This is a genomic window from Marinobacter sp. P4B1 (genome assembly GCF_001447135.1).
Taxonomy (GTDB): domain Bacteria; phylum Pseudomonadota; class Gammaproteobacteria; order Pseudomonadales; family Oleiphilaceae; genus Marinobacter; species Marinobacter vinifirmus.
In genome coordinates this window covers 151,436-169,180 of record NZ_LLXM01000010.1, presented here as the reverse complement: position 1 = coordinate 169,180, position 17,745 = coordinate 151,436, and the positions used below count along the sequence as shown (strand labels likewise).

The 17,745-nt window shown below is 60.0% G+C and carries 14 protein-coding genes; 2 read left to right on the top strand and 12 right to left on the bottom strand.

What is annotated here, in order from left to right; genetic code table 11:
* Nucleotides 1-16 precede the first annotated feature (16 nt).
* Genes dinG through AQ621_RS06860 form a run of 5 tightly spaced genes read right to left on the bottom strand, consistent with a single transcriptional unit; the run spans nucleotide 17 to nucleotide 6,896 of the window.
* Nucleotides 17-2,203, bottom strand: coding sequence for an ATP-dependent DNA helicase DinG (dinG, locus tag AQ621_RS06880; RefSeq protein WP_058340821.1), 2,187 nt, complete (start codon nucleotides 2,201-2,203; stop codon nucleotides 17-19).
* Nucleotides 2,203-2,910: a general secretion pathway protein GspB gene (locus tag AQ621_RS06875; RefSeq protein WP_058340820.1), complete on the bottom strand. Its 708-nt coding sequence runs from the start codon at nucleotides 2,908-2,910 to the stop codon at nucleotides 2,203-2,205. Before AQ621_RS06875 ends, dinG begins: the two co-directional genes overlap by 1 nt.
* Before the next feature lie 3 nt (nucleotides 2,911-2,913).
* A complete protein-coding gene (locus AQ621_RS06870; protein ID WP_058340819.1) occupies nucleotides 2,914-4,602 on the bottom strand; it encodes an ExeA family protein in 1,689 nt (562 codons plus the stop codon).
* Between the two features lie 6 nt (nucleotides 4,603-4,608).
* Entirely contained in the window at nucleotides 4,609-6,093 is a 1,485-nt protein-coding gene (locus AQ621_RS06865) for a DUF3336 domain-containing protein (RefSeq protein WP_022989022.1), read from the bottom strand.
* Between the two features lie 23 nt (nucleotides 6,094-6,116).
* A complete protein-coding gene (locus AQ621_RS06860) occupies nucleotides 6,117-6,896 on the bottom strand; it encodes an MlaA family lipoprotein (RefSeq protein WP_058340818.1) in 780 nt (259 codons plus the stop codon).
* A 90-nt stretch (nucleotides 6,897-6,986) separates the two neighbouring features.
* On the opposite strand from AQ621_RS06860, the gene AQ621_RS06855 reads away from it, so the two are divergent.
* Nucleotides 6,987-7,394 carry an acyl-CoA thioesterase gene (locus AQ621_RS06855; RefSeq protein ID WP_058340817.1) on the top strand — a complete coding sequence of 136 codons (408 nt, stop codon included), beginning with the start codon at nucleotides 6,987-6,989 and terminating at the stop codon, nucleotides 7,392-7,394.
* A 6-nt stretch (nucleotides 7,395-7,400) separates the two neighbouring features.
* On the opposite strand, the gene AQ621_RS06850 is transcribed toward AQ621_RS06855, so the two are convergent.
* The 3 genes from AQ621_RS06850 to AQ621_RS06840 form a co-directional block, all read right to left on the bottom strand.
* On the bottom strand, nucleotides 7,401-8,522 hold the full coding sequence (locus AQ621_RS06850; protein WP_058340816.1) for a beta-ketoacyl-ACP synthase III: 1,122 nt from the start codon (nucleotides 8,520-8,522) through the stop codon (nucleotides 7,401-7,403).
* Between the two features lie 117 nt (nucleotides 8,523-8,639).
* On the bottom strand, nucleotides 8,640-12,572 hold the full coding sequence (gene hrpA, locus AQ621_RS06845; RefSeq protein WP_082640933.1) for an ATP-dependent RNA helicase HrpA: 3,933 nt from the start codon (nucleotides 12,570-12,572) through the stop codon (nucleotides 8,640-8,642).
* Nucleotides 12,573-12,712: 140 nt separating this feature from the next.
* The gene (locus tag AQ621_RS06840) at nucleotides 12,713-14,386 is read right to left on the bottom strand and encodes a long-chain fatty acid--CoA ligase (protein WP_058340815.1); all 1,674 of its coding nucleotides are present in this window, start codon (nucleotides 14,384-14,386) and stop codon (nucleotides 12,713-12,715) included.
* 165 nt (nucleotides 14,387-14,551) lie between these two features.
* Between AQ621_RS06840 and AQ621_RS06835 the strand changes: the two genes are divergently transcribed.
* Nucleotides 14,552-15,037 carry a MaoC/PaaZ C-terminal domain-containing protein gene (locus AQ621_RS06835; protein ID WP_058340814.1) on the top strand — a complete coding sequence of 162 codons (486 nt, stop codon included), beginning with the start codon at nucleotides 14,552-14,554 and terminating at the stop codon, nucleotides 15,035-15,037.
* Nucleotides 15,038-15,048: 11 nt separating this feature from the next.
* Here the strand turns inward: AQ621_RS06835 and AQ621_RS06830 are convergent, their stop codons facing one another.
* Genes AQ621_RS06830 through AQ621_RS06815 form a run of 4 tightly spaced genes read right to left on the bottom strand, consistent with a single transcriptional unit; the run spans nucleotide 15,049 to nucleotide 17,725 of the window.
* Nucleotides 15,049-16,032, bottom strand: a complete 984-nt coding sequence (locus AQ621_RS06830; protein ID WP_058340813.1) for an AgmX/PglI C-terminal domain-containing protein — start codon at nucleotides 16,030-16,032, stop codon at nucleotides 15,049-15,051.
* Complete coding sequence (locus AQ621_RS06825; RefSeq protein WP_058340812.1) at nucleotides 16,025-16,513, bottom strand: ExbD/TolR family protein; 489 nt, start codon at nucleotides 16,511-16,513, stop codon at nucleotides 16,025-16,027. The genes AQ621_RS06830 and AQ621_RS06825 overlap by 8 nt, the downstream gene beginning before the upstream one ends.
* Nucleotides 16,510-17,040 (bottom strand): ExbD/TolR family protein, encoded by a 531-nt coding sequence (locus tag AQ621_RS06820; protein WP_058340811.1) that lies wholly within the window; start codon nucleotides 17,038-17,040, stop codon nucleotides 16,510-16,512. Before AQ621_RS06820 ends, AQ621_RS06825 begins: the two co-directional genes overlap by 4 nt.
* A 40-nt stretch (nucleotides 17,041-17,080) precedes the next feature.
* A complete protein-coding gene (locus tag AQ621_RS06815) occupies nucleotides 17,081-17,725 on the bottom strand; it encodes a MotA/TolQ/ExbB proton channel family protein (RefSeq protein ID WP_022989032.1) in 645 nt (214 codons plus the stop codon).
* Nucleotides 17,726-17,745 lie beyond the last annotated feature (20 nt).

Below are 17,745 nucleotides of genomic sequence, written 5' to 3'. Positions count from 1 at the left end.
GGGCAGAAGGAAAGGCTCAGTATTCGATTACGCGCCGGAACGGCGGCAGGGCATCCAGCAGCAGCTGGCCATAGCGACGGGCGACAATACGCCGGTCCAGGATGGTCACCCGGCCGGTATCCTGTTCGGTACGCAACAAACGGCCCACAGCCTGAACCAGCTTCACCGAGGCATCCGGCACGGTAATTTCCATAAACGGGTTACCCCCACGCTGGGTAACCCACTCCGCCAGGCTGGCGTCGATGGGGTCATCCGGCACGGAGAACGGCAGGCGCGTAATCACTACGTGGTGCAGGTACTTGCCCGGCAAATCGATCCCTTCGGCAAAGCTGGCAACGCCAAACAGCACGCTGGGCTTGCCTTCATCAATGCGGGCGCAGTGCTGCTTGAGCACCTCATTCTTGGCCATGTCGTCCTGGGTCCGGATCAGTTCCGGGTATTCCGGAGCCAGGGCATCCCTCACCTGCTGCATCTGCCGGCGGGAGGTAAACAATACCAGGGTGGCTTTTTCGCCGGCCCAGAGTTCCGGCAGGCGCTTGATCAGGGCATCGCCAAAACCGTCATCGGTGGGCATGGCATTCATGGCCGGAACTTCCACCGTGGCCATTTCGCCATAACGGAACGAGCTGGGCACCACCAGGTAACGGCTGGCTTCCGGCAGGCCGGCCCGGGACCGCAGGCGATCGAACTTGCCCAGCGCCGTCAGGGTGGCACTGGTGAGCACCGCACCATAGGCCCGGGACCAAAGCCGTGAATACAACAGGTTGTCGGCCAGCACCGGCGAGCTGTACAGGGTAATGTCTTCAGCGTGATCCCAGCGCTGGCGCACCGCCCACCGGGCCGCGGGCGGGCCTTTGCGGATAACCGGGGCCGCGTCTGTACTTTCAGTTTGAGTGGTGGCATCGGAACCGGTCGCCCCTTCACACCAGGCCGCCCACAGGCGCAACTGCTCTTCTGCCCGGCTGTGGAAGGCACCAATCACGGGATACCAGGAATCGGCGGTGTCCCGGTCCAGTTCCGGATCTTTGCGTTCGTCGAAGGCATTCTGCAGTTCTTCAACCAGGGTGCCCAACTGCCGGCACAGGCCGGCGGTCACAATGCGCGTTTCGGCCGCCAGTTCCGCCAGGGTATCCGGCAGCTCGCCATCCGGGTATCGCCATTGGGCGCTGCGGCGCTCATCGTTGAATTCCCAGGCGGTATTAAGCTCCACCTCGTCGTACACCTTGGCGAGGGCGAGGTCGAGATCCCGACCAGACAGGCTGATCTTGTCCACGGCCTTGGCTGCCTGCGAACCACCGGGCAACCAGGGCTGCATTTTCACCAGGGCCTGGGACAGCTGCTTCAGCCACTGGCGGGTGGAGTTCAGGGGAACCGAGGCGGCAAAGTGGTTCAGGGCCTTGTCTGGCAGGTGGTGGGCTTCGTCGAAGATAAACAGGGCATTTTCGGGCTCCGGCAGTATGGCGCCGCCGCCCAGAGCCAGGTCTGCCAGGACGAGGTCATGGTTGGCCACCACCACATCGGCATCGTCCAGGTCTTTGCGGGCATCGAAAAAGGCGCAGCTGTCGAAATAGGCGCAGTGGCGATTGGTGCACTGGCGGTGGTCGGTGGTCACCTGGCGCCAGATTTCATCGGGGATCTGTTCCGGCCAATGGTCCCGGTCGCCGTCCCATTCCCGGGAGCCGTAGCTGGCCAGCATTTTTTCAAAGGTAATCCGGCTGGCCGCTTCATCGTCGGCCGGCTGGTCCAGCAGAAACAGGGGCATGGTGTCGCTGTCGCCATGGCCTTCGTCGTGCAGCCGGGATTCCAGCCGGGACATACACAGGTAACGGCCACGGCCCTTGGCCAGGGTCCAGCTGAAATCCAGCTTGCTGTGCTTGCGCAGGTCCGGCAGGTCTTTCAGGACAATCTGGTCCTGCAGGGCAACGGTGGCGGTGGAAATCACCAGGGTTTTGCCCAGCGCCCTGGCCACAGGGATGGCCGCAACCAGGTACGCCAGGGTTTTACCGGTACCGGTACCGGCCTCCACCACGCAGGTGGCCGGCGGCGAGGTGCGCTGACCATCGTTGTCGGTGATATCACCCATGTAGCGGGCAATCTCGGCAATCATCAGGCGCTGGCCATAACGGGCACGGATGTCCTTGCCGGCCAGCAAGTCACGGTAGGCCTGCTGGATTTGCTGCTTTACGTCTTCGGTCAGGGCCATTATCTCGGGCTCACCCAGTCCCTCACGGTACCAACACGGAAGTACTGGCCGTTCTTGCTGAGCACCACGCCGTCTTCGGTAATGCGTTCAATGGTGAGCTGCTCGAACCGGTCGCCGGTGCGCAGGTAACGATTATTGATCATCACGCGGCTGGCGGACGGATCCGAGGAATAGATATGGCTGTTGAAGGTCAAGTCGGGCACGCTCTTCTGAAAGGACAGGGGCAATTCTACCAGATGCGGCACCCTGCCCTCTGGCTGGGGCTGGGTCAAGCCCGGATTGGATTTTGACTGGCTGGGCACGATCACCACCGGTTCTGCCCAGAGCTCTTCGGTGCCGGAATGGGCTTCCGGCACATCCGGAATCGGTACCGCCGGCGCCGGCGCTGGCTCCGGTTGTACCGTTGCAACCGGTTCCGGTTCGGGCTTCGCTTTCGGGGCGTCTGCAACAGACTGTTCTGTCGGTACCGGTTGTGCCGGGGCTGGTTCGGACTGAATGACGGTGGCAACCGGGCCGGTGTCCGGCCAGAACACATAGGCCATCACCCCGGCATTGACCAGCAAGGCCAGCACCACAATCCACACCACCGCGGGTACCCGTTTTTTCTTCGGCCGATACACCATCTGTACCTGGTGGCCGAGATCCGGAGCCTTGCCTTGCCGGCGCTCCGCTTCGGACTTTCTGAGGGCATCAAGGATGTACGACATAACCTACCGGGTGCCTCCCGCCGGGGCTGTTACCAGGCGCGGCACCCGCACTTTAAGGTCGTTGTTCATCTGAATGATGGTCATGGCGCCGGGAATACCGTCTACCGTCAAACCTTTCTGCTCCTGGTACCAGCGCACCTGCTGCTCCATGGCCAGGCGCTTTATCCGGGTACTTTCTGGCCCGGAACCGGCCAGCCGGTCTGCGATTTCCATCATACGGGCACCAATCCAAAGCTCCTGGCCGGACTCATCGCCGTAGAAGCCGTCACCGGTCATGAATTCCGGCACCCGCCAGAGTACCTGGAAATCGCCAAACCAATAGCGCTCCAGTTCCCGGAACGGAACCGTTTCGGTGCCCCCCGGAACCGCCAGTGTGGCTGTTTCGCCATCCAGTGAACGCAGCACCGCATAGCGGGCCTCGCCATTTTCCGGCTTGAGCACTAACAGGGCCGGGCGATCAATAAATTCCAGGCTACGGCGGCTGCCCTGGCGCTCCAGGCAACGCAAACCTGAATTCTGGGCATGGTCACAGGCGTTGGGGAAAGCGGTAGGGTTGTAGTCGTTGCCCCAGATACCAAACAGTTCAACAAAGGCCTGGGCGCGGGGCATGGCGTGGTTGTCGAGGACAAACGAAGCCGGCAGGCTGGCAGCGGGTTCTGCCGGCTCGGGGCTTTGTTCGGCAGGAACGGGATCTGTAGTCTCGTCCCGCTCGATGGTGCCACCGGTCTGAACTTCCGGGTCGCTATCGGCCAGGGCCTTGTTCACCGAATCCGGGCTGTCCAGCAGCCACAGGGTGGCAATAATGGCCAGCAGAATACTGGCTGCCACCAGGGCCAGTTGGCTTTTGGCCGGCCCGCCGGAGCCGGTCCGGCGGCTGCCGTTACGGATACCACCGGTCACTTCTTTCGCAGCCCGCTTGATATGGGCGCGGGTTATCTGGTGCTCGCCCTCGGCATAGGCGCCCAGCAGCGCTCGGTCGCTGATCAGGTTGATCAACCGGGGTACACCCTCGCTGGCGCGATACAGATTTTTGACCGCACCGGCAGAAAAAAGGTCACCGCGCAGGCCAGCCACGCTCAGCCGGTATTGCAGGTAGGCCGGCAGTTCCGCCTGGTCGATGGCATCCAGGTGGTAACGGGCGGTTACCCGCTGGTTCAGCTGGCGCAGTTCCGGCAGGGCCAGGATGTCCTGCAGTTCCGGCTGGCCCAGCAGCACTATCTGCAACAGCTTTTTCTCGGCAGTTTCCAGGTTGGTCAGCAGGCGCAGCTGCTCCAGCACTTCTGCGGAGAGGTTCTGGGCCTCATCGATAATCAGCACCTTGTGCCGGCCGGCGGCGTGGGCCTTGAGCAGGTCCTGGTTGATCGCATCCACCAGGATCTTGATGGTGGCGTTGGCTGCGTGGGCAATGCCCAGCTCGTCGCAGATAGCCGACAGCAACTCCCGGGCCGAGAGCCGGGGATTCAGGATAAGCGCTATGTCGACGTGATCCGGCGCGTTCTCGATAAAACAGCGGCAGACCGTGGTTTTGCCGGTTCCTACCTCACCGGTAATCACGATAAAACCGCCCTGCCCCTGCACGCCATACATCAGGTGCGCCAGAGCTTCCTTGTGGCGGTCACTCAGGTACAGGTAGCGGGGGTCCGGCGCAATGGAGAAAGGCGGTTCCCGAAAGCCAAAAAAATCGTAGTACATGTTTCCTCAGGACCTGGCCGGCGCAGTACCGCTGACCAGTTTCAATTCTACCGCCCGCCGGTTCTGCTGCTTAAGGCGGCGCACACAACGTTCGAGGGTCTTGGAAATCCGGGCATGGGTCCGGATCATCGAAATCTTCGGCCAGGTGGCCCGCTCGCCAGCCAGGATCATCTCGCGAACATACTCCGGGCTCGGGTTCGACAACATGCCGCGATAGTGCCGCAAGGAATACTCCGGGGCAATGGTTACGTCGCCGGAGTAACGCTGGGCCATAATGGTATACAGTTGCCCGGAGGCCTGCCTGAGCAATTCCGGGCGAACCCGCTTGCGCAGGTAGTCGAACACGCCACGGCCATGGAACTGCACTTCGGACTTCAGGAAATGCATCGGCAACCGCGGCAGCGAGAGTTTTTCGTCTGTCTGTTCCGCCAGGAACGGCACCACATGGGGGTTGGTCTGGCTGACAATGCTGAAATTGGCATCGTACAAATGCATCAGGCGCTCGATGGGCAGGTCACTGACCACGGAACCGTCCACAAACTGGATTCTGGGCATGTAAGGCAGTGCATTGCCGTAAAGGTCTTTCTTCATCAGGGTAACCGGCGGGAACACCCCGGGCACCGCAGCACTGGCCAGGGCGGCGCTCCACACCATCAGGTACGGCGAGGTATAACCGCACAACAACCGGGCTTTCTGATTGGACTGCACTGGCGACACGCTGATGTTAATGCTGCGGCCAGTGCGCTGATAGGCTTCTTCGAAGGTGTATTCGCCAATATTCGCGCGCAGACATTGCTGCAGGGTTTGCTGGTCCATCAGGCCTTCGCCGCGCATGGCGCTGATCAGCCCGCGCCATTTCCAGGCCTTGAGGTTGTGGTTCTCCGGCACCAGCATTTCCGGTATCTCGGCATCGGTGTGCACCCCGAGAATACCCGCGATAATAGCGCCGATACTGGAGCCGGCAATCACCTGGGGCAGCAGCCCCTTTTCCCACAGTGCCTTGATGACTCCGAAATGGAACATGCCCAGCGATGCGCCACCGCTGAGCAACAGGGTGGGCCGGCCGAAGCTGGTCAGGGTATCGCGGAAGAACTGCAGCTTGTCATAAACCGGAAAGCCCGGCACCGGGTGATCGCACAGGTAATCCAGGGCTTCACACACCTGGCTGATGTATTCTTCGATCAGGTGCTTGGTGCCCACCCGGGAACGGGTGTACAGCGCCGGGTTCCCCATATTGCCCAGATCGTGGTGCAGCCCTTCGCGCAGCGCCCGCTTGAGGCGCTCGAAGTCGTTCTGCTGGCGATACTGTTTGAGGTTGCTCAGACGATCGTAGATCAGTTCGTAGTGGTAAAGGTCAGAAACGAACTCTTCCTTCCACTCGGCATTGCCTTCCAGAAAATCCAGCTCCAGCCCGGCTTCCATCCACTGTTCATAGGTCGTGGCGCCGGCCAGGGCTTTGCGAAAACGGGAAATTCTGGGGTCCTTGATCACCTGTTGCCTCCCGGCTTTACTGCTCAGAAATCCTCGAGCATGAAATCGTCGTCGTCCGCGAAGGGATCTTCCGTGATCTTACCATCGTTAATCAGGAATTCACGACGCTGCAGGAAGGCATTGCGCACAAACGTGTACTGGTCCCCGGAAATAAAGCTTTCTGCCGGAATCAGGTCTGCCCGCTTATCAACAATCTGCAGGGTACGCAGGTAATACCATTCCGGGCTGTCGACCGCATCCCAGGCTGACGGCAGCATAAAACTGTCTGAGGCCAGGCCGCTAAAATGCCGTGGCGTGGACGGGCCCAGCAGCGGAAGCATCAGGTAAGGGCCGGAGCCTACGCCCCAGTGACCGAGGGTCTGGCCGAAATCTTCCGGTCGCTCGGGCAGTTCCCACGCGGTGGCTACATCAAAGATACCGCCCAGACCGAACACGGTATTGAAGGTGAACCGGCCAAAGGCCACCACTGCCGATTCCCCTTTCAGCTGAAACAGGCTGTTGGTGAAGTTGCGGATTTCGGTGAGGTTGTTGAAGAAATTGGTGACGCCACGATCTACGACGTCCGGGGTCACGGTCCGGTAACCACTGGCTACCGGGCGCAGGAACCAGCGGTCAATGGCATCGTTGAAGGCGTAGACCTTGCGGTTCCAGTTCTCGTAGGGGTCGTCGGTATTGGCAGGCATCGCCTCGCCTTCCATGGGCGGCTCTTGCAGATTCTGGGCCTGCACGGCTGTTGCACCAAGGGCCAGTGCCATAAACAACAGCATGCCGGGCGCCCAACGCCGGATATCAAACTCTCTCATTTTGCACTCTCGGGTTGTTTAACCTGTTTCAGTTCGTCGACAATACCGGCGTTTTATTATTCTTGTGTCACTGTTCCGGAGGAAACTCAGATGTCTGTACCGGGTAATCCCGTCAGTTCCCTGTCCATGGCCCTGCGCTGGGGCGATATGGATGCATACGGCCACGCCAATAATACAGTTTACTTCCGTTTTTACGAGGAAGCCCGCATTGTCTGGCTGGCGGAACTGGGTCTGGGTAAAGCAGAAGACCCGACCGGACCGGTCATTATAAAGACCAGCGCCACCTTTCTGAAGGAACTGACGCACCCTGCCAGTGTCGTTGTTGAAACCTATGCAGACAAAGCGGGAACGACCAGCCTCGACACCTACCATCTGCTGAAAGATGCCGACACCGGCGATGTATACACGGAAGGCTATGCAAAGATCGTGTGGGTAGACCGGACAACCCGCAAATCCACCCCGCTGCCAGACACCCTGAAGGCCCTGGCAGCGAGGTAAACCGGATTAGCGGTGGCGAACCACCACGCTGCCGATGGAATAGCCGGCACCGAAGGAGCAGATCACTCCCAGGTCGCCGGCTTTCAGGTCATCCTTGTGCTTGTGGAAGGCAATGATTGAGCCGGCCGAACTTGTGTTGGCGTATTCGTCCAGAATCACCGGTGCTTCCTGCTCGGTGGCATCCCGGCCAAGAACCTTGCGGGCAATCAGCTGGTTCATGTTCAGGTTGGCCTGGTGCAGCCACATGCGGTCCAGGTTGTCCGGTTCCAGGTTCAGGGAAGCCAGGTGATCCTGGATAGTGGAAGCCACCAGCGGTGACACTTCCTTGAATACCTTGCGGCCCTGCTGGATAAACAGCTTGTCCGCTTTGCCCACGCCACTGTCATCCGCCCGGTTCAGGAAACCGAAGTTGTTACGGATGTTGTTGGAGAACTGGGTCTTCAGACGAGTGCCCAGAATCTCGAAGCCCTGCCCCGGCTGGGTGTTTTCTTCCCGCTCCACCAGGATGGCGGTGCAGGCGTCACCAAAGATAAAGTGGCTGTCGCGGTCACGGAAGTTCAGGTGGCCGGAGCAGATTTCCGGGCTGACCACCAGTACGGCGCGGGCGGCACCGTTTTCCACCGAGTTCACCGCAGCCTGCAAGCCGAAGGTGGCAGAACTGCAGGCCACGTTCATGTCGTAGGCGAAGCCGTTAATACCCAGGGCTTCCTGCACCTCAATAGCCACGGCGGGATAGGCGCGCTGCATGTTGGAGCATGCCACAATCACCGCGTCTACATCGGCGGCGGTTTTACCTGCCTGTTCAAGGGCTTCTTTACAGGCTGCAACTGCCATGTCGCACTGCACCGATGGCTCATCGTTGCTGCGCTCGGGAATGTACGGTTTCATCCGCTTCGGGTCCAGGATTCCTTCCCGGTCGATCACGTGCCGGCGCTTGATGCCAGACGCCTTTTCGATAAAAGCAGATGACGAGGGTTGCAGGGCTGTCAGCTCGCCGCGGGCTATCTCTTCCGCATGCTCATTGTTGTACAGCTCTACATACTGGTTGAAGGCTTCGACCAGTTCGTCGTTCTCGATGATGGCGGGCGGCGTAAACAGGCCGGTTCCGCTGATGACGGCTTTAATCACAATAACCCCACGTCATGGTTATAAAACAGTTTTTGACAATTAACTGTCAGAAATACTAACACAGTCCGCCGGATTTGCCCGCTGGACTATCATCCACGGGCACCAGGCTGGTGCAATTTATATCCGGGTGTTTTCCCACTGCTTATCCAGCCGCTTGACCGACACCGTCATGGCGGTGCCCAGTTGCTGGGCGAAGAAGGAGACCCGGTACTCTTCGAGCATCCACCGGTACAGTTCCAGCTCCGGGTCACGAACGCCCTGGCGTTTCTGCTGTTCCTGCCTGGTGGCATAACGGGCCCAGAGCGGCTCGATGGTGTGCAGAAACTCCCGCTCCCGACCCATTTCCCGGGGCATTTTCTCCAGCCGTATCAAAGCCGCTTCGAAATACACCCCGAATCGATTCAGCCACGTTGCCGGCGTGGCCACCAGGAAACCGGGATACACCAGGTGCTGCAACTGGAATTTCAGGTCTGCCATGCTGTTGGCGAGGGCCAGGTTGATCTTGCCTTTGAGTTGCTTTGCCACCTTCTGGTAGCCGCTCATGGCCTGGAACAGTCGCTCATCAGCCGCTTCCAGGGCTGGAATGAAATCGCCCCGGTGCTGCTCGTAAACCCGGTTGAAGGCGTCTTCATCCCTGGGCAGGTCCCCGGCCAGGAAGTGCTGCATCACCGCAGACAACAGCAGGTCATCCAGCAGTGCCTTCGCCTGCCCGACCGGGGCAAACATCAGTGCAGACTGCTTGAACCGGGGCAGCTTGCGCTCCAGGTCTGACAGGGTGTTTCCGAAACGATTGATGATCAGGCGGGCGATACCACGGCGGGTAGTGTCACCGGCGGTCAGCCGGTCCAGGCAGCGGATTTCCCGAACCTGTTTGCCCAGGTCTTCCAGGGCCGGGTACACGGTTACCTGCATGCCGCCCTTTTCGGTCTGGACCTGCTCCGGCAGGCTGCCGAACTGCCAGTCCGGGTATTCCTTTACCTTATGTTTGCCAGTGTTTTCGCTGGTAGCCGACGCCAGCGCTTCGGTTGCCCTGCCCTCCAGCTTCGCCTGCAGCTCGTCGGTGTCCCGGCTTTCGGCAATGGTTTTATCCTTGTTGCCGGTTACCCGAAGGTTCATCCGCAGGTGTCTGGGTAATTCGTCTTCCGGCCAGGCCTGGGGGTCAATCTGCACACCGGTCATCCGGCGCAGCTGCTCGCCTAGCTTCAGGGCCAGCGGCTCGTTACCCGGCTGCATGTTGGCGAGCGCGGCATCGACAAAATCCGGCACCGGCACAAAGTTCCGGCGCAGGGATTTGGGCAAGCCTTTAACCAGTGCGATGCATTTCTCTCGCAAAAGACCCGGCACCAGCCACTCCAACCGGCGGGAGGGAATCTGCTTCAGGGCCATCAGCGGCACTTTCAGGGTCACCCCGTCACGCTCGCTGGTGGGTTCGAATTCATAGCTCAGTGGGTATTTCACCCCTTCCCACTCCAGATAGTCGGGATACTGCTCCGCCGCGCCCTGGTCCAGCGGGCGTTGCAGCACATCAGCTTCGGTCAGTTCCAGCTTTTTCAGTTCTTCTGCCGACAGGCCTTTCCACCAGCTCTCAAAATGCCGGCCACTGACGATTTCCGAAGGCAGGCGCTCGTCGTAGAAGGCCACCAGCACTTCGTCGTCGACCAGCAGGTCGCGGCGACGGGTTTTCTTCTCCAGGTTTTCGACGGTGTCGAGCATTTCCCGGTTGCGGGCAATGAAGGGGGCTCTGGACTGATAATCGCCTTCCACCAGAGCCCGCCGGATAAACAGGTTTCGGCATTCTGCCGGATCAACCTTGGCGTAGGGAATGCGGCGTTTGGGCACCACATCCAGGCCGTAGAGGGTGACCTTTTCATAGCCCATGACCTGGGCCCGCTTCTGTTCCCAGTGCGGCTCGAAATAATGATGCTTCACAATATGCCCGGCCAGCGGCTCCACCCACTCCGGCTGGATACCCGCCACCATGCGGGCGAACACCTTGCTGGTTTCGACAATTTCCGCCGCCACAATCCACTTGGGGCCGGACTTGGCCACTTTCGAGCCGGGAAAGATCATCACCTTACGGTTTCGGGTGGCCAGGTATTCCCGCTTCTCGACTTTCACGGCGACCTGGCCCAGCAACCCGGCCAGAATGGCCTTGTGGATCTGGTCGTAGTTGGCGGGGTCCCGATTCATGCTGAGCTTTTGCTCGCGGCAAATCAGGGTCAGCTGGCGATGAATATCGCGCCACTCGCGCATACGCATCCAGCTCAGGAAAGTTTTCTGGCACAGCTTTTTCAGCTGGCTCTGGGACAACTCCTGGCGCTGCTCCTCGAACCAGTTCCAGATATTCAACAAGGTCGCAAAGTCGGATTCCTTGTCGTTGAACGGGGCGTGCGCCTGGTCTGCCGCCTGTTGCTTGTCCTGGGGCCGCTCTCTCGGGTCCTGGATACTCAGGCCGGCGATCACAATCAGCACTTCGGCAAGGCTGCCGTGGTCGGCAGCGGTGACCAGCATCCGCGCCAGCCGCGGGTCCAGCGGCAAGCGAGCCATGGTGCGGCCTAGTTTAGTAACCCGCCGCTTGTCGTCAACCGCGCTCAGCTCTTCCAGCAGTTTGTAGCCATCGTTCACCTGGCGGCGATCCGGTGCTTCCAGGAACGGGAAATGGCGAATCTCGCCCAGCCCGGAGGTGGCCATCTGCAGGATAACGGACGCCAGGTTGGTACGCAGAATCTCCGGATCGGTGAACTCCGGGCGATTCAGGAAATCGGTTTCATCGTACAGGCGAAAACAGATACCCGGTGCCACCCGGCCACAACGCCCTGCCCGCTGGTTGGCACTGGCCTGGGAGATGGGCTCGATAGGCAGGCGCTGGATCTTTGAACGAACGCTGTAACGGCTGATGCGGGCAACGCCGGTGTCGATCACATAGCGGATGCCAGGCACCGTCAGGGAGGTTTCCGCCACGTTGGTAGAGAGCACAATGCGCCGGCCCTTGTGGGCCTGGAAAACGCGGTTCTGCTCCTGGTTACTGAGCCGGGAATACAGCGGCAGCACGTCGGTGTGCCGCAGCTCGGCATGGCGCAGCACCTTGCTCAGGGCCCGGATTTCCCGCTCGCCGGGCAGGAACACCAGCACATCCCCCGGAGGCTGCTTTTCCGTGCGCTCGTGCTGTTCGATTTCTTCGAGGGCCGAGAGCACCCCATCGGTCCAGCCCTGATCCCGGTCGTCTTCATCTCCCGCCAGCGGGCGGTAGCGAACATCCACCGGATAGGTACGGCCGCTGACTTCAATCACCGGGGCCTTGTCAAAGAACTCGCTGAAGCGATCTACCTCAATGGTGGCGGAGGTGATGATGATTTTCAGGTCCGGCCGCTTGGGCAGTAACTGGCGCAGGTACCCCAGCAGGAAGTCGATATTCAGGCTGCGCTCGTGGGCTTCATCGATAATCAGGGTGTCGTACTTGTCCAGAAAGCGGTCGTGCTGGATTTCCGCCAGCAGGATACCGTCTGTCATCACCTTGATCCGGGACGACTCGGAGGTGTTATCGGTGAAACGCACCTGATAACCCACCTGCTGCCCGACCTGCTCGCCCAGCTCCTCCGCAATCCGGGCAGACACACTGCGTGCCGCAATCCGCCTGGGCTGGGTATGGCCCACCAGCCCGCGAATGCCCCGGCCCAGGTTCAGGCAGATTTTGGGAATCTGGGTGGTTTTACCGGAGCCGGTTTCGCCGGCGATGATCACCACCTGGTTTTGCTCGATGGCCCGGCTGATGTCCTCTACCCGGGCGCTGACCGGCAGGCTGTCCGGAAAACTGGCTGGCTTGTGCAGGGCTTGTCGCTTCTGCACCTTGTCCAGCCCCTGATCCAGCCAGCGTGCCATTTTCTCCAGATCCTTCTGCCCGGGCTTGCCCTTGCTCCGGCTGACCTGACGAATAATGCGCGCCGCCTCCTGCTGGTTACAGGCGTCCAGCTGGCTCATAAAAGCCTTCACGGCTGCTTGCGGGTCAGCGGTGATGGTATCGGGTGCGTTACTACGGGTCGGTTCTGTCATTGCTCGGTTTACGGGCTCTTGCTGGGGGCTGGATCTGTTCAGGCGCCACAGTCTAACGGGAAATCGCCCCAGCAGAAACACAAAGACCCCGCCGAAGCAGGGTCTCTGGGCTCTCCCGGGAGAGCAGGCAACACCAGGAATCAGGCGTTGGCTTCATCCCGCAGTTCGCGGCGCAGGATCTTGCCCACGTTACTCTTGGGCAGTTCGTCGCGGAATTCAAAGTGCTTGGGCACCTTGTACGCCGTCAGGCGCTCGCGGCAGAATTCCTTGATCTCGTTGGCGGTAACGCCTTCCTTGGTGGGCACCACGTAAACCTTCACGGCTTCGCCGCTCTTGGCATCCGGGATACCAACCGCAGCACACTCCACCACTTTCGGATGGCTGGTTACCACGTCTTCGATTTCGTTCGGGAACACGTTGAAGCCAGACACGATAATCATGTCTTTTTTACGGTCGACGATACGGATGTAGCCGTCTTCCTGGATCAGCGCGATGTCGCCGGTTTTCAGGTAACCGTCTTCAGTGAAGGACTTCTGGGTGTCATCCGGGCGCTGCCAGTAACCACGCATTACCTGCGGGCCTTTCACGCACAGCTCACCAGGTTCGCCAACCGGGGTTTCATTGCCGTCGTCATCAATGGTCTTGATCACGGTAGACGGAATCGGCAGGCCGATGGTGCCAATCTGGATGGCGCTGCGGGGGTTGAAGGTAACCACCGGGGAGGTTTCGGTCATGCCGTAACCTTCGCTGATTTCACAACCGGTCACACGCTCCCACATCTTGGCCGTGTCGCTGGTCAGGGCCATACCACCGGAGGCGGTCAGCTTCAGGCCGGAGAAGTCCAGGTCCTGGAATTCTTCGTTGTTGCACAGGGCGACAAACAGGGTGTTCAGGCCGATAAAGGCAGAGAACTTCTGCTTCTGAAGCTCCTTCACAAAGCCCGGGATATCACGGGGGTTCGGGATCAGGATGTTGTGGGCACCGGCTTCCATCATGATGCCGCAGTTCAGGGTGAAGGAATAAATGTGGTACAGGGGCAGCGGTGCGATCACCACTTCCTTGCCTTCTTCAATCTGATCTTCCAGCATCGGGCGAACCTGGGTCAGGTTAGCCACCAGGTTGGCGTGGGTCAGCATGGCACCCTTGGCTACGCCGGTTGTACCGCCGGTATACTGCAGTGCAGCCAGGTCATCCAGCTTGATGTCGACCGGGGTGAACTTCTCGCGAGCACCGGCGCTGAGTACGGCTGGCAGCTTGTGGGCACCGGGGATGTTGAACGGCGGTACCATTTTCTTCAGGTACTTAACCGCAGCGTTCATCAGGGTGCGCTTGAGCGGTGAATGCATGTCGGCCACTTCGGTAATGATGACATGCTCGATACCGGTATGAGGCAGCACCTTCTCCGCGTTCTCGGCCATGTTGGCCAGTACCACCAGGGCCTTGGCGCCGGAGTCGTTGAACTGGTGCTCCATTTCACGAGTGGTATACAGCGGGTTGGTGTTCACCACGATCATGCCCGCACGCATGGCACCGAAAACCACAACCGGGTACTGGGAAACGTTGGGCATCTGTACCGCGATGCGGTCGCCGGGTTTCAGGTCGGTTTTGTTCTGAAGCCACGCAGCAAAGTTGCGGCTCTGGGTATCAAGATCCTTGTAGGTCAGCGTGGCGCCGACTGCGGAGAATGCCGGGCGGTCACCGTATTTCTTAACGGCCTGCTCGAAGACATCCACCATGTTCTTGTATTTCTTAAGGTCTACCTCCCGGGGAATGCCGGCGGGGTATTTGTCTTGATAGAACTGCTCGAAATCCATCACCATCTCCTGTCTGAACGGCGCGAATTGATTAAAAAATCAACCCTACAAAAGTATCAGCCTCAAAAAGTGGTGGAGAGAATAGCAGTTTTGTTAACGATGAGGTAGGTTTCAGGGCAACGAAAGCACTCCCCTTGCTGGAAACACCAATCACCGGAGCCTGTGATGAGCGACACCCTCGATACCCTGGAAAATATCACCTACAGCGAGCTGAACGAAGGCGATTCTGCCACCTTCACCCGAACCCTGACCGAAGACGAGCTGGTGCTGTTTGCGGCCGTGTCCGGAGACGTTAACCCGGTGCACCTGGACTCCGAATTTGCCGCTGAATCCATGTTCAAGGAACGCATTGCCCATGGCATGTGGAGTGGCTCCCTGATTTCTGCCGCACTGGCGACCGTGATGCCGGGCCCGGGCACGATCTACCTGGAGCAAAGCCTGGCATTCAAGCGGCCGGTGAAGCTGGACGATACCCTGACCGTCACCCTCACGGTGCTGGCCAAGGAACCGAAGAACCGGGTGGTGTTCGGTTGCGATGTGCGCAACCAGAACGACCAGCAAGTGGTAAGCGGCGAAGCCAAGGTGATCGCCCCTACCGAGAAAATTTCCCTGCAGAAACCCCGCCTGCCGAAGATTACCATCGAAGGCTGAACCGGCGCTGATCAGCCCGGAAGGAATTCAATCGGGAATTGAACCTTCCGGGTTTCTACCTGCGCCGATCCGAAGTTGAACATCCGCACCCGCATGGCGATGCGCTGCTCAAGGCCGGGGTTACCAAGCTCTGAGCCCACCACCTGGCAGGCCGAGACGCTACCATCCGGCTCGATAACCAGTTCCAGGGTAACCTTGCCTTCCAGGGTCGGATCTTGCCGCAACTCGCGCTGGTACAGCGAATACAGCACGCTCTTCTGGGCATCGAATACCTGCCGGATATTGCTCATGGCACGCTGGCCAACCGAAGGCCTGGCAGCTGGCTTCGTGCGGGCCACCTGTACCTCTTCTTTCGGTGCCTGCACCTGACTCACCTGGTGTTCGGCAACCGCCACCTCCCTGACTGGCGCGTCACTGTCCTGCACGCCACCACTGCCGGCTAACGCTTGCTCCCGGTTCACCTCGGGTTCCGCCACATCAGATTCATCACCGGTGATATTGGCCTGCCGTGCCACCGGTACCGGCGTTTGTTCCGGCCGGGTCAAGGCGGCCAGCCGGTCTTTCATGGCAAAAAGGCCGGAACGGGAGGCGGTTTCCCTCGCTTGCTCGGTAGTCTGGGCAGGCTTATCCGCGACGGTTGCACCCGGTTTCGCAGGTTCCGGCTGAGGCTGCGGAGCCGGTTCCGGCGGCGTCACTTCTTCGACGTTTGCGACCGGTTCTGGCTCCGGCTCCGGCTCAGGTTCGGGTTCATGTTCGGGTTTGACCGGCTCGGGCGGTTCTACCGGCGCCGGGGCTTCGACCAGCCGGGCCAGTCTGGGCGGCACCTTTTCGGCCTCGGACCGCTCCAACTTGGGCACGATCAGCCCCGGAATGATCACCGCAGGCACCAGGAATGCCGCTAGCATAACGATCACAATTACGCCAAAGCGAATGCTTTCGGCCCGGTCATGGCTCCAGGGTAAACGGGTGCTTCCGACCTGCTGACGCTCAGCCATTGCGAACCTCCGCTTCCACGGCCAGCCGTACCTGGCGGAACTGCTCGTCTACGCAGGTTTTCATGATCTTTCGCAGCAACCGGTAGTCGGTCTCCCGGCCTGCCATAATGGTGACTTCCAGCCCCTGTTCCGGCACCTCGCTCCAGCGGTTTCGACGATAGGCCAGCTCTTCCGACAATCCGGCCACGTGCAGATCACTTGCGCCAATAGTATCCACCCGGGCGACTTCCCGGCCCTGCACCCAAATGGACTGGCCGCTGACCTGAATGGTCAGGTTCTCAACGGCATCCTTCTCCGAAGTGGAAACCGGTAAAGGCACATCGGCGGTGTTCTGCATCACTTTTACATCAGAGGAATTCACCATCAGGAAGAACACCAGAATGGTGAAGATATCCATCAGCGACACCAGGTTCAGGCCGCCGGCCCGGTGCATCCTGCGGTAATGACGCTGGCGCAGCCTTGCTCTGCGGGAGGTTTTCATGCGCCCTCCCCGTTTGCCGCATCTGCCCGGGCGGCCAGTGTCCGGCCCTCTTCAGCATCCATCAGGGAAACATCCGGAAACAGCTCCGCTTCCACCACGCTGGCAGCCACCACCGCAGGATAGGAACGCACCGTATCCATGACGGTCACCAGGGTCTGGTAATCCACCTCCGGCCCCACTTCCAGGATCACATCGGTTTTATCCGGCAACCGGGACTTGATCTGCTGCAGCACCGTGCGCAAGCCCTCGTAGTCCTGATTCTGCTCTTTGGCCGGCAGCACCTCGATCAGCCCGCGATCGCTGTCGGCCACTTCCAGCCCATCAGGAATCACGGTAACCACCAGCCGGAACTGGTCTGCCGGTGGAGCCTCTCCCGCTTCCATGCCCGGGAAGTTGAGCTCGATCATGCGGATCTGGGTGAACACCATGCCCAGCAGCAATACCGGAACCAGGACGATCATCAGGTTCAGAAACGCGGTAATGTCCAGGTCCGCCGAGGCCTCAAGCCTGCGATGTCGACGTCTCATATCGCCATACTCCTGTTTGTCCTGGCTTTATGATGCGGGCTCACGCAGCGACCGGTGCATCCGGGTCGGACACGATATTCAGCAGTTTCACGCCGGCCATCTCGAAGCTGTCGACAATTTCATTGGTGCGGGTTTGCAGCAAGGCGTGGAACAGCAGCAGCGGAATGGCAGAGATCAGGCCAAAGGCGGTGGTGTTCATGGCTACGGAAATACTTTCCGACAACAAGGTGGCTTTCTGGGCCGGATCCGCCGCGGCAACCGCGGTAAAAGCGGCGATCAGGCCGATGATGGTGCCAAGCAGGCCAAGCAGCGTGGCGACATTGGCCAGGGTTGCCAGGTACTGGGTGCGCTTTTCCAGCCTTGGCAAGACTTCCATCAAGCCTTCTTCCATGGCGTATTCGATGTCTTCACGGCGGCTGTTGGACAGCAGGCGGGAAATCCCGGCCCCCATCACGGCAGCAATGGCGCTGTCGGAGGTAGACGCAGCTTTCATGGCCCGCTTGAAATCCCGCTTTTGCAGGGCCGGCAGAATACCCCGCTCAAAGGCGAGCCGGTTTCTGCGCCGCACTGCTCCCAGGTAGATGAAGCGCTCCAGTGTTATGGCCAGGCCAAGCGCCAGAACCAGCGCAATGGGGTACATGAATGGGCCGCCTTCCTGAAAGAATCGGATGATGGTGTCGAGCATGGTGCGTTTCTCCGTTTACT

Bases quoted from the DNA above. Each gene is read 5' to 3' on its own strand.
- AQ621_RS06855 (WP_058340817.1), top strand. From the start codon at position 6,987: ATGTCTGTACCGGGTAATCCCGTCAGTTCCCTGTCCATGGCCCTGCGC.
- AQ621_RS06820 (WP_058340811.1), bottom strand. From the start codon at position 17,040: ATGAGACGTCGACATCGCAGGCTTGAGGCCTCGGCGGACCTGGACATT.
- AQ621_RS06860 (WP_058340818.1), bottom strand. From the start codon at position 6,896: ATGAGAGAGTTTGATATCCGGCGTTGGGCGCCCGGCATGCTGTTGTTT.
- AQ621_RS06815 (WP_022989032.1), bottom strand. From the start codon at position 17,725: ATGCTCGACACCATCATCCGATTCTTTCAGGAAGGCGGCCCATTCATG.
- dinG (WP_058340821.1), bottom strand. From the start codon at position 2,203: ATGGCCCTGACCGAAGACGTAAAGCAGCAAATCCAGCAGGCCTACCGT.
- AQ621_RS06830 (WP_058340813.1), bottom strand. From the start codon at position 16,032: ATGGCTGAGCGTCAGCAGGTCGGAAGCACCCGTTTACCCTGGAGCCAT.
- AQ621_RS06875 (WP_058340820.1), bottom strand. From the start codon at position 2,910: ATGTCGTACATCCTTGATGCCCTCAGAAAGTCCGAAGCGGAGCGCCGG.
- hrpA (WP_082640933.1), bottom strand. From the start codon at position 12,572: ATGACAGAACCGACCCGTAGTAACGCACCCGATACCATCACCGCTGAC.
- AQ621_RS06870 (WP_058340819.1), bottom strand. From the start codon at position 4,602: ATGTACTACGATTTTTTTGGCTTTCGGGAACCGCCTTTCTCCATTGCG.
- AQ621_RS06825 (WP_058340812.1), bottom strand. From the start codon at position 16,513: ATGAAAACCTCCCGCAGAGCAAGGCTGCGCCAGCGTCATTACCGCAGG.
- AQ621_RS06840 (WP_058340815.1), bottom strand. From the start codon at position 14,386: ATGGATTTCGAGCAGTTCTATCAAGACAAATACCCCGCCGGCATTCCC.
- AQ621_RS06835 (WP_058340814.1), top strand. From the start codon at position 14,552: ATGAGCGACACCCTCGATACCCTGGAAAATATCACCTACAGCGAGCTG.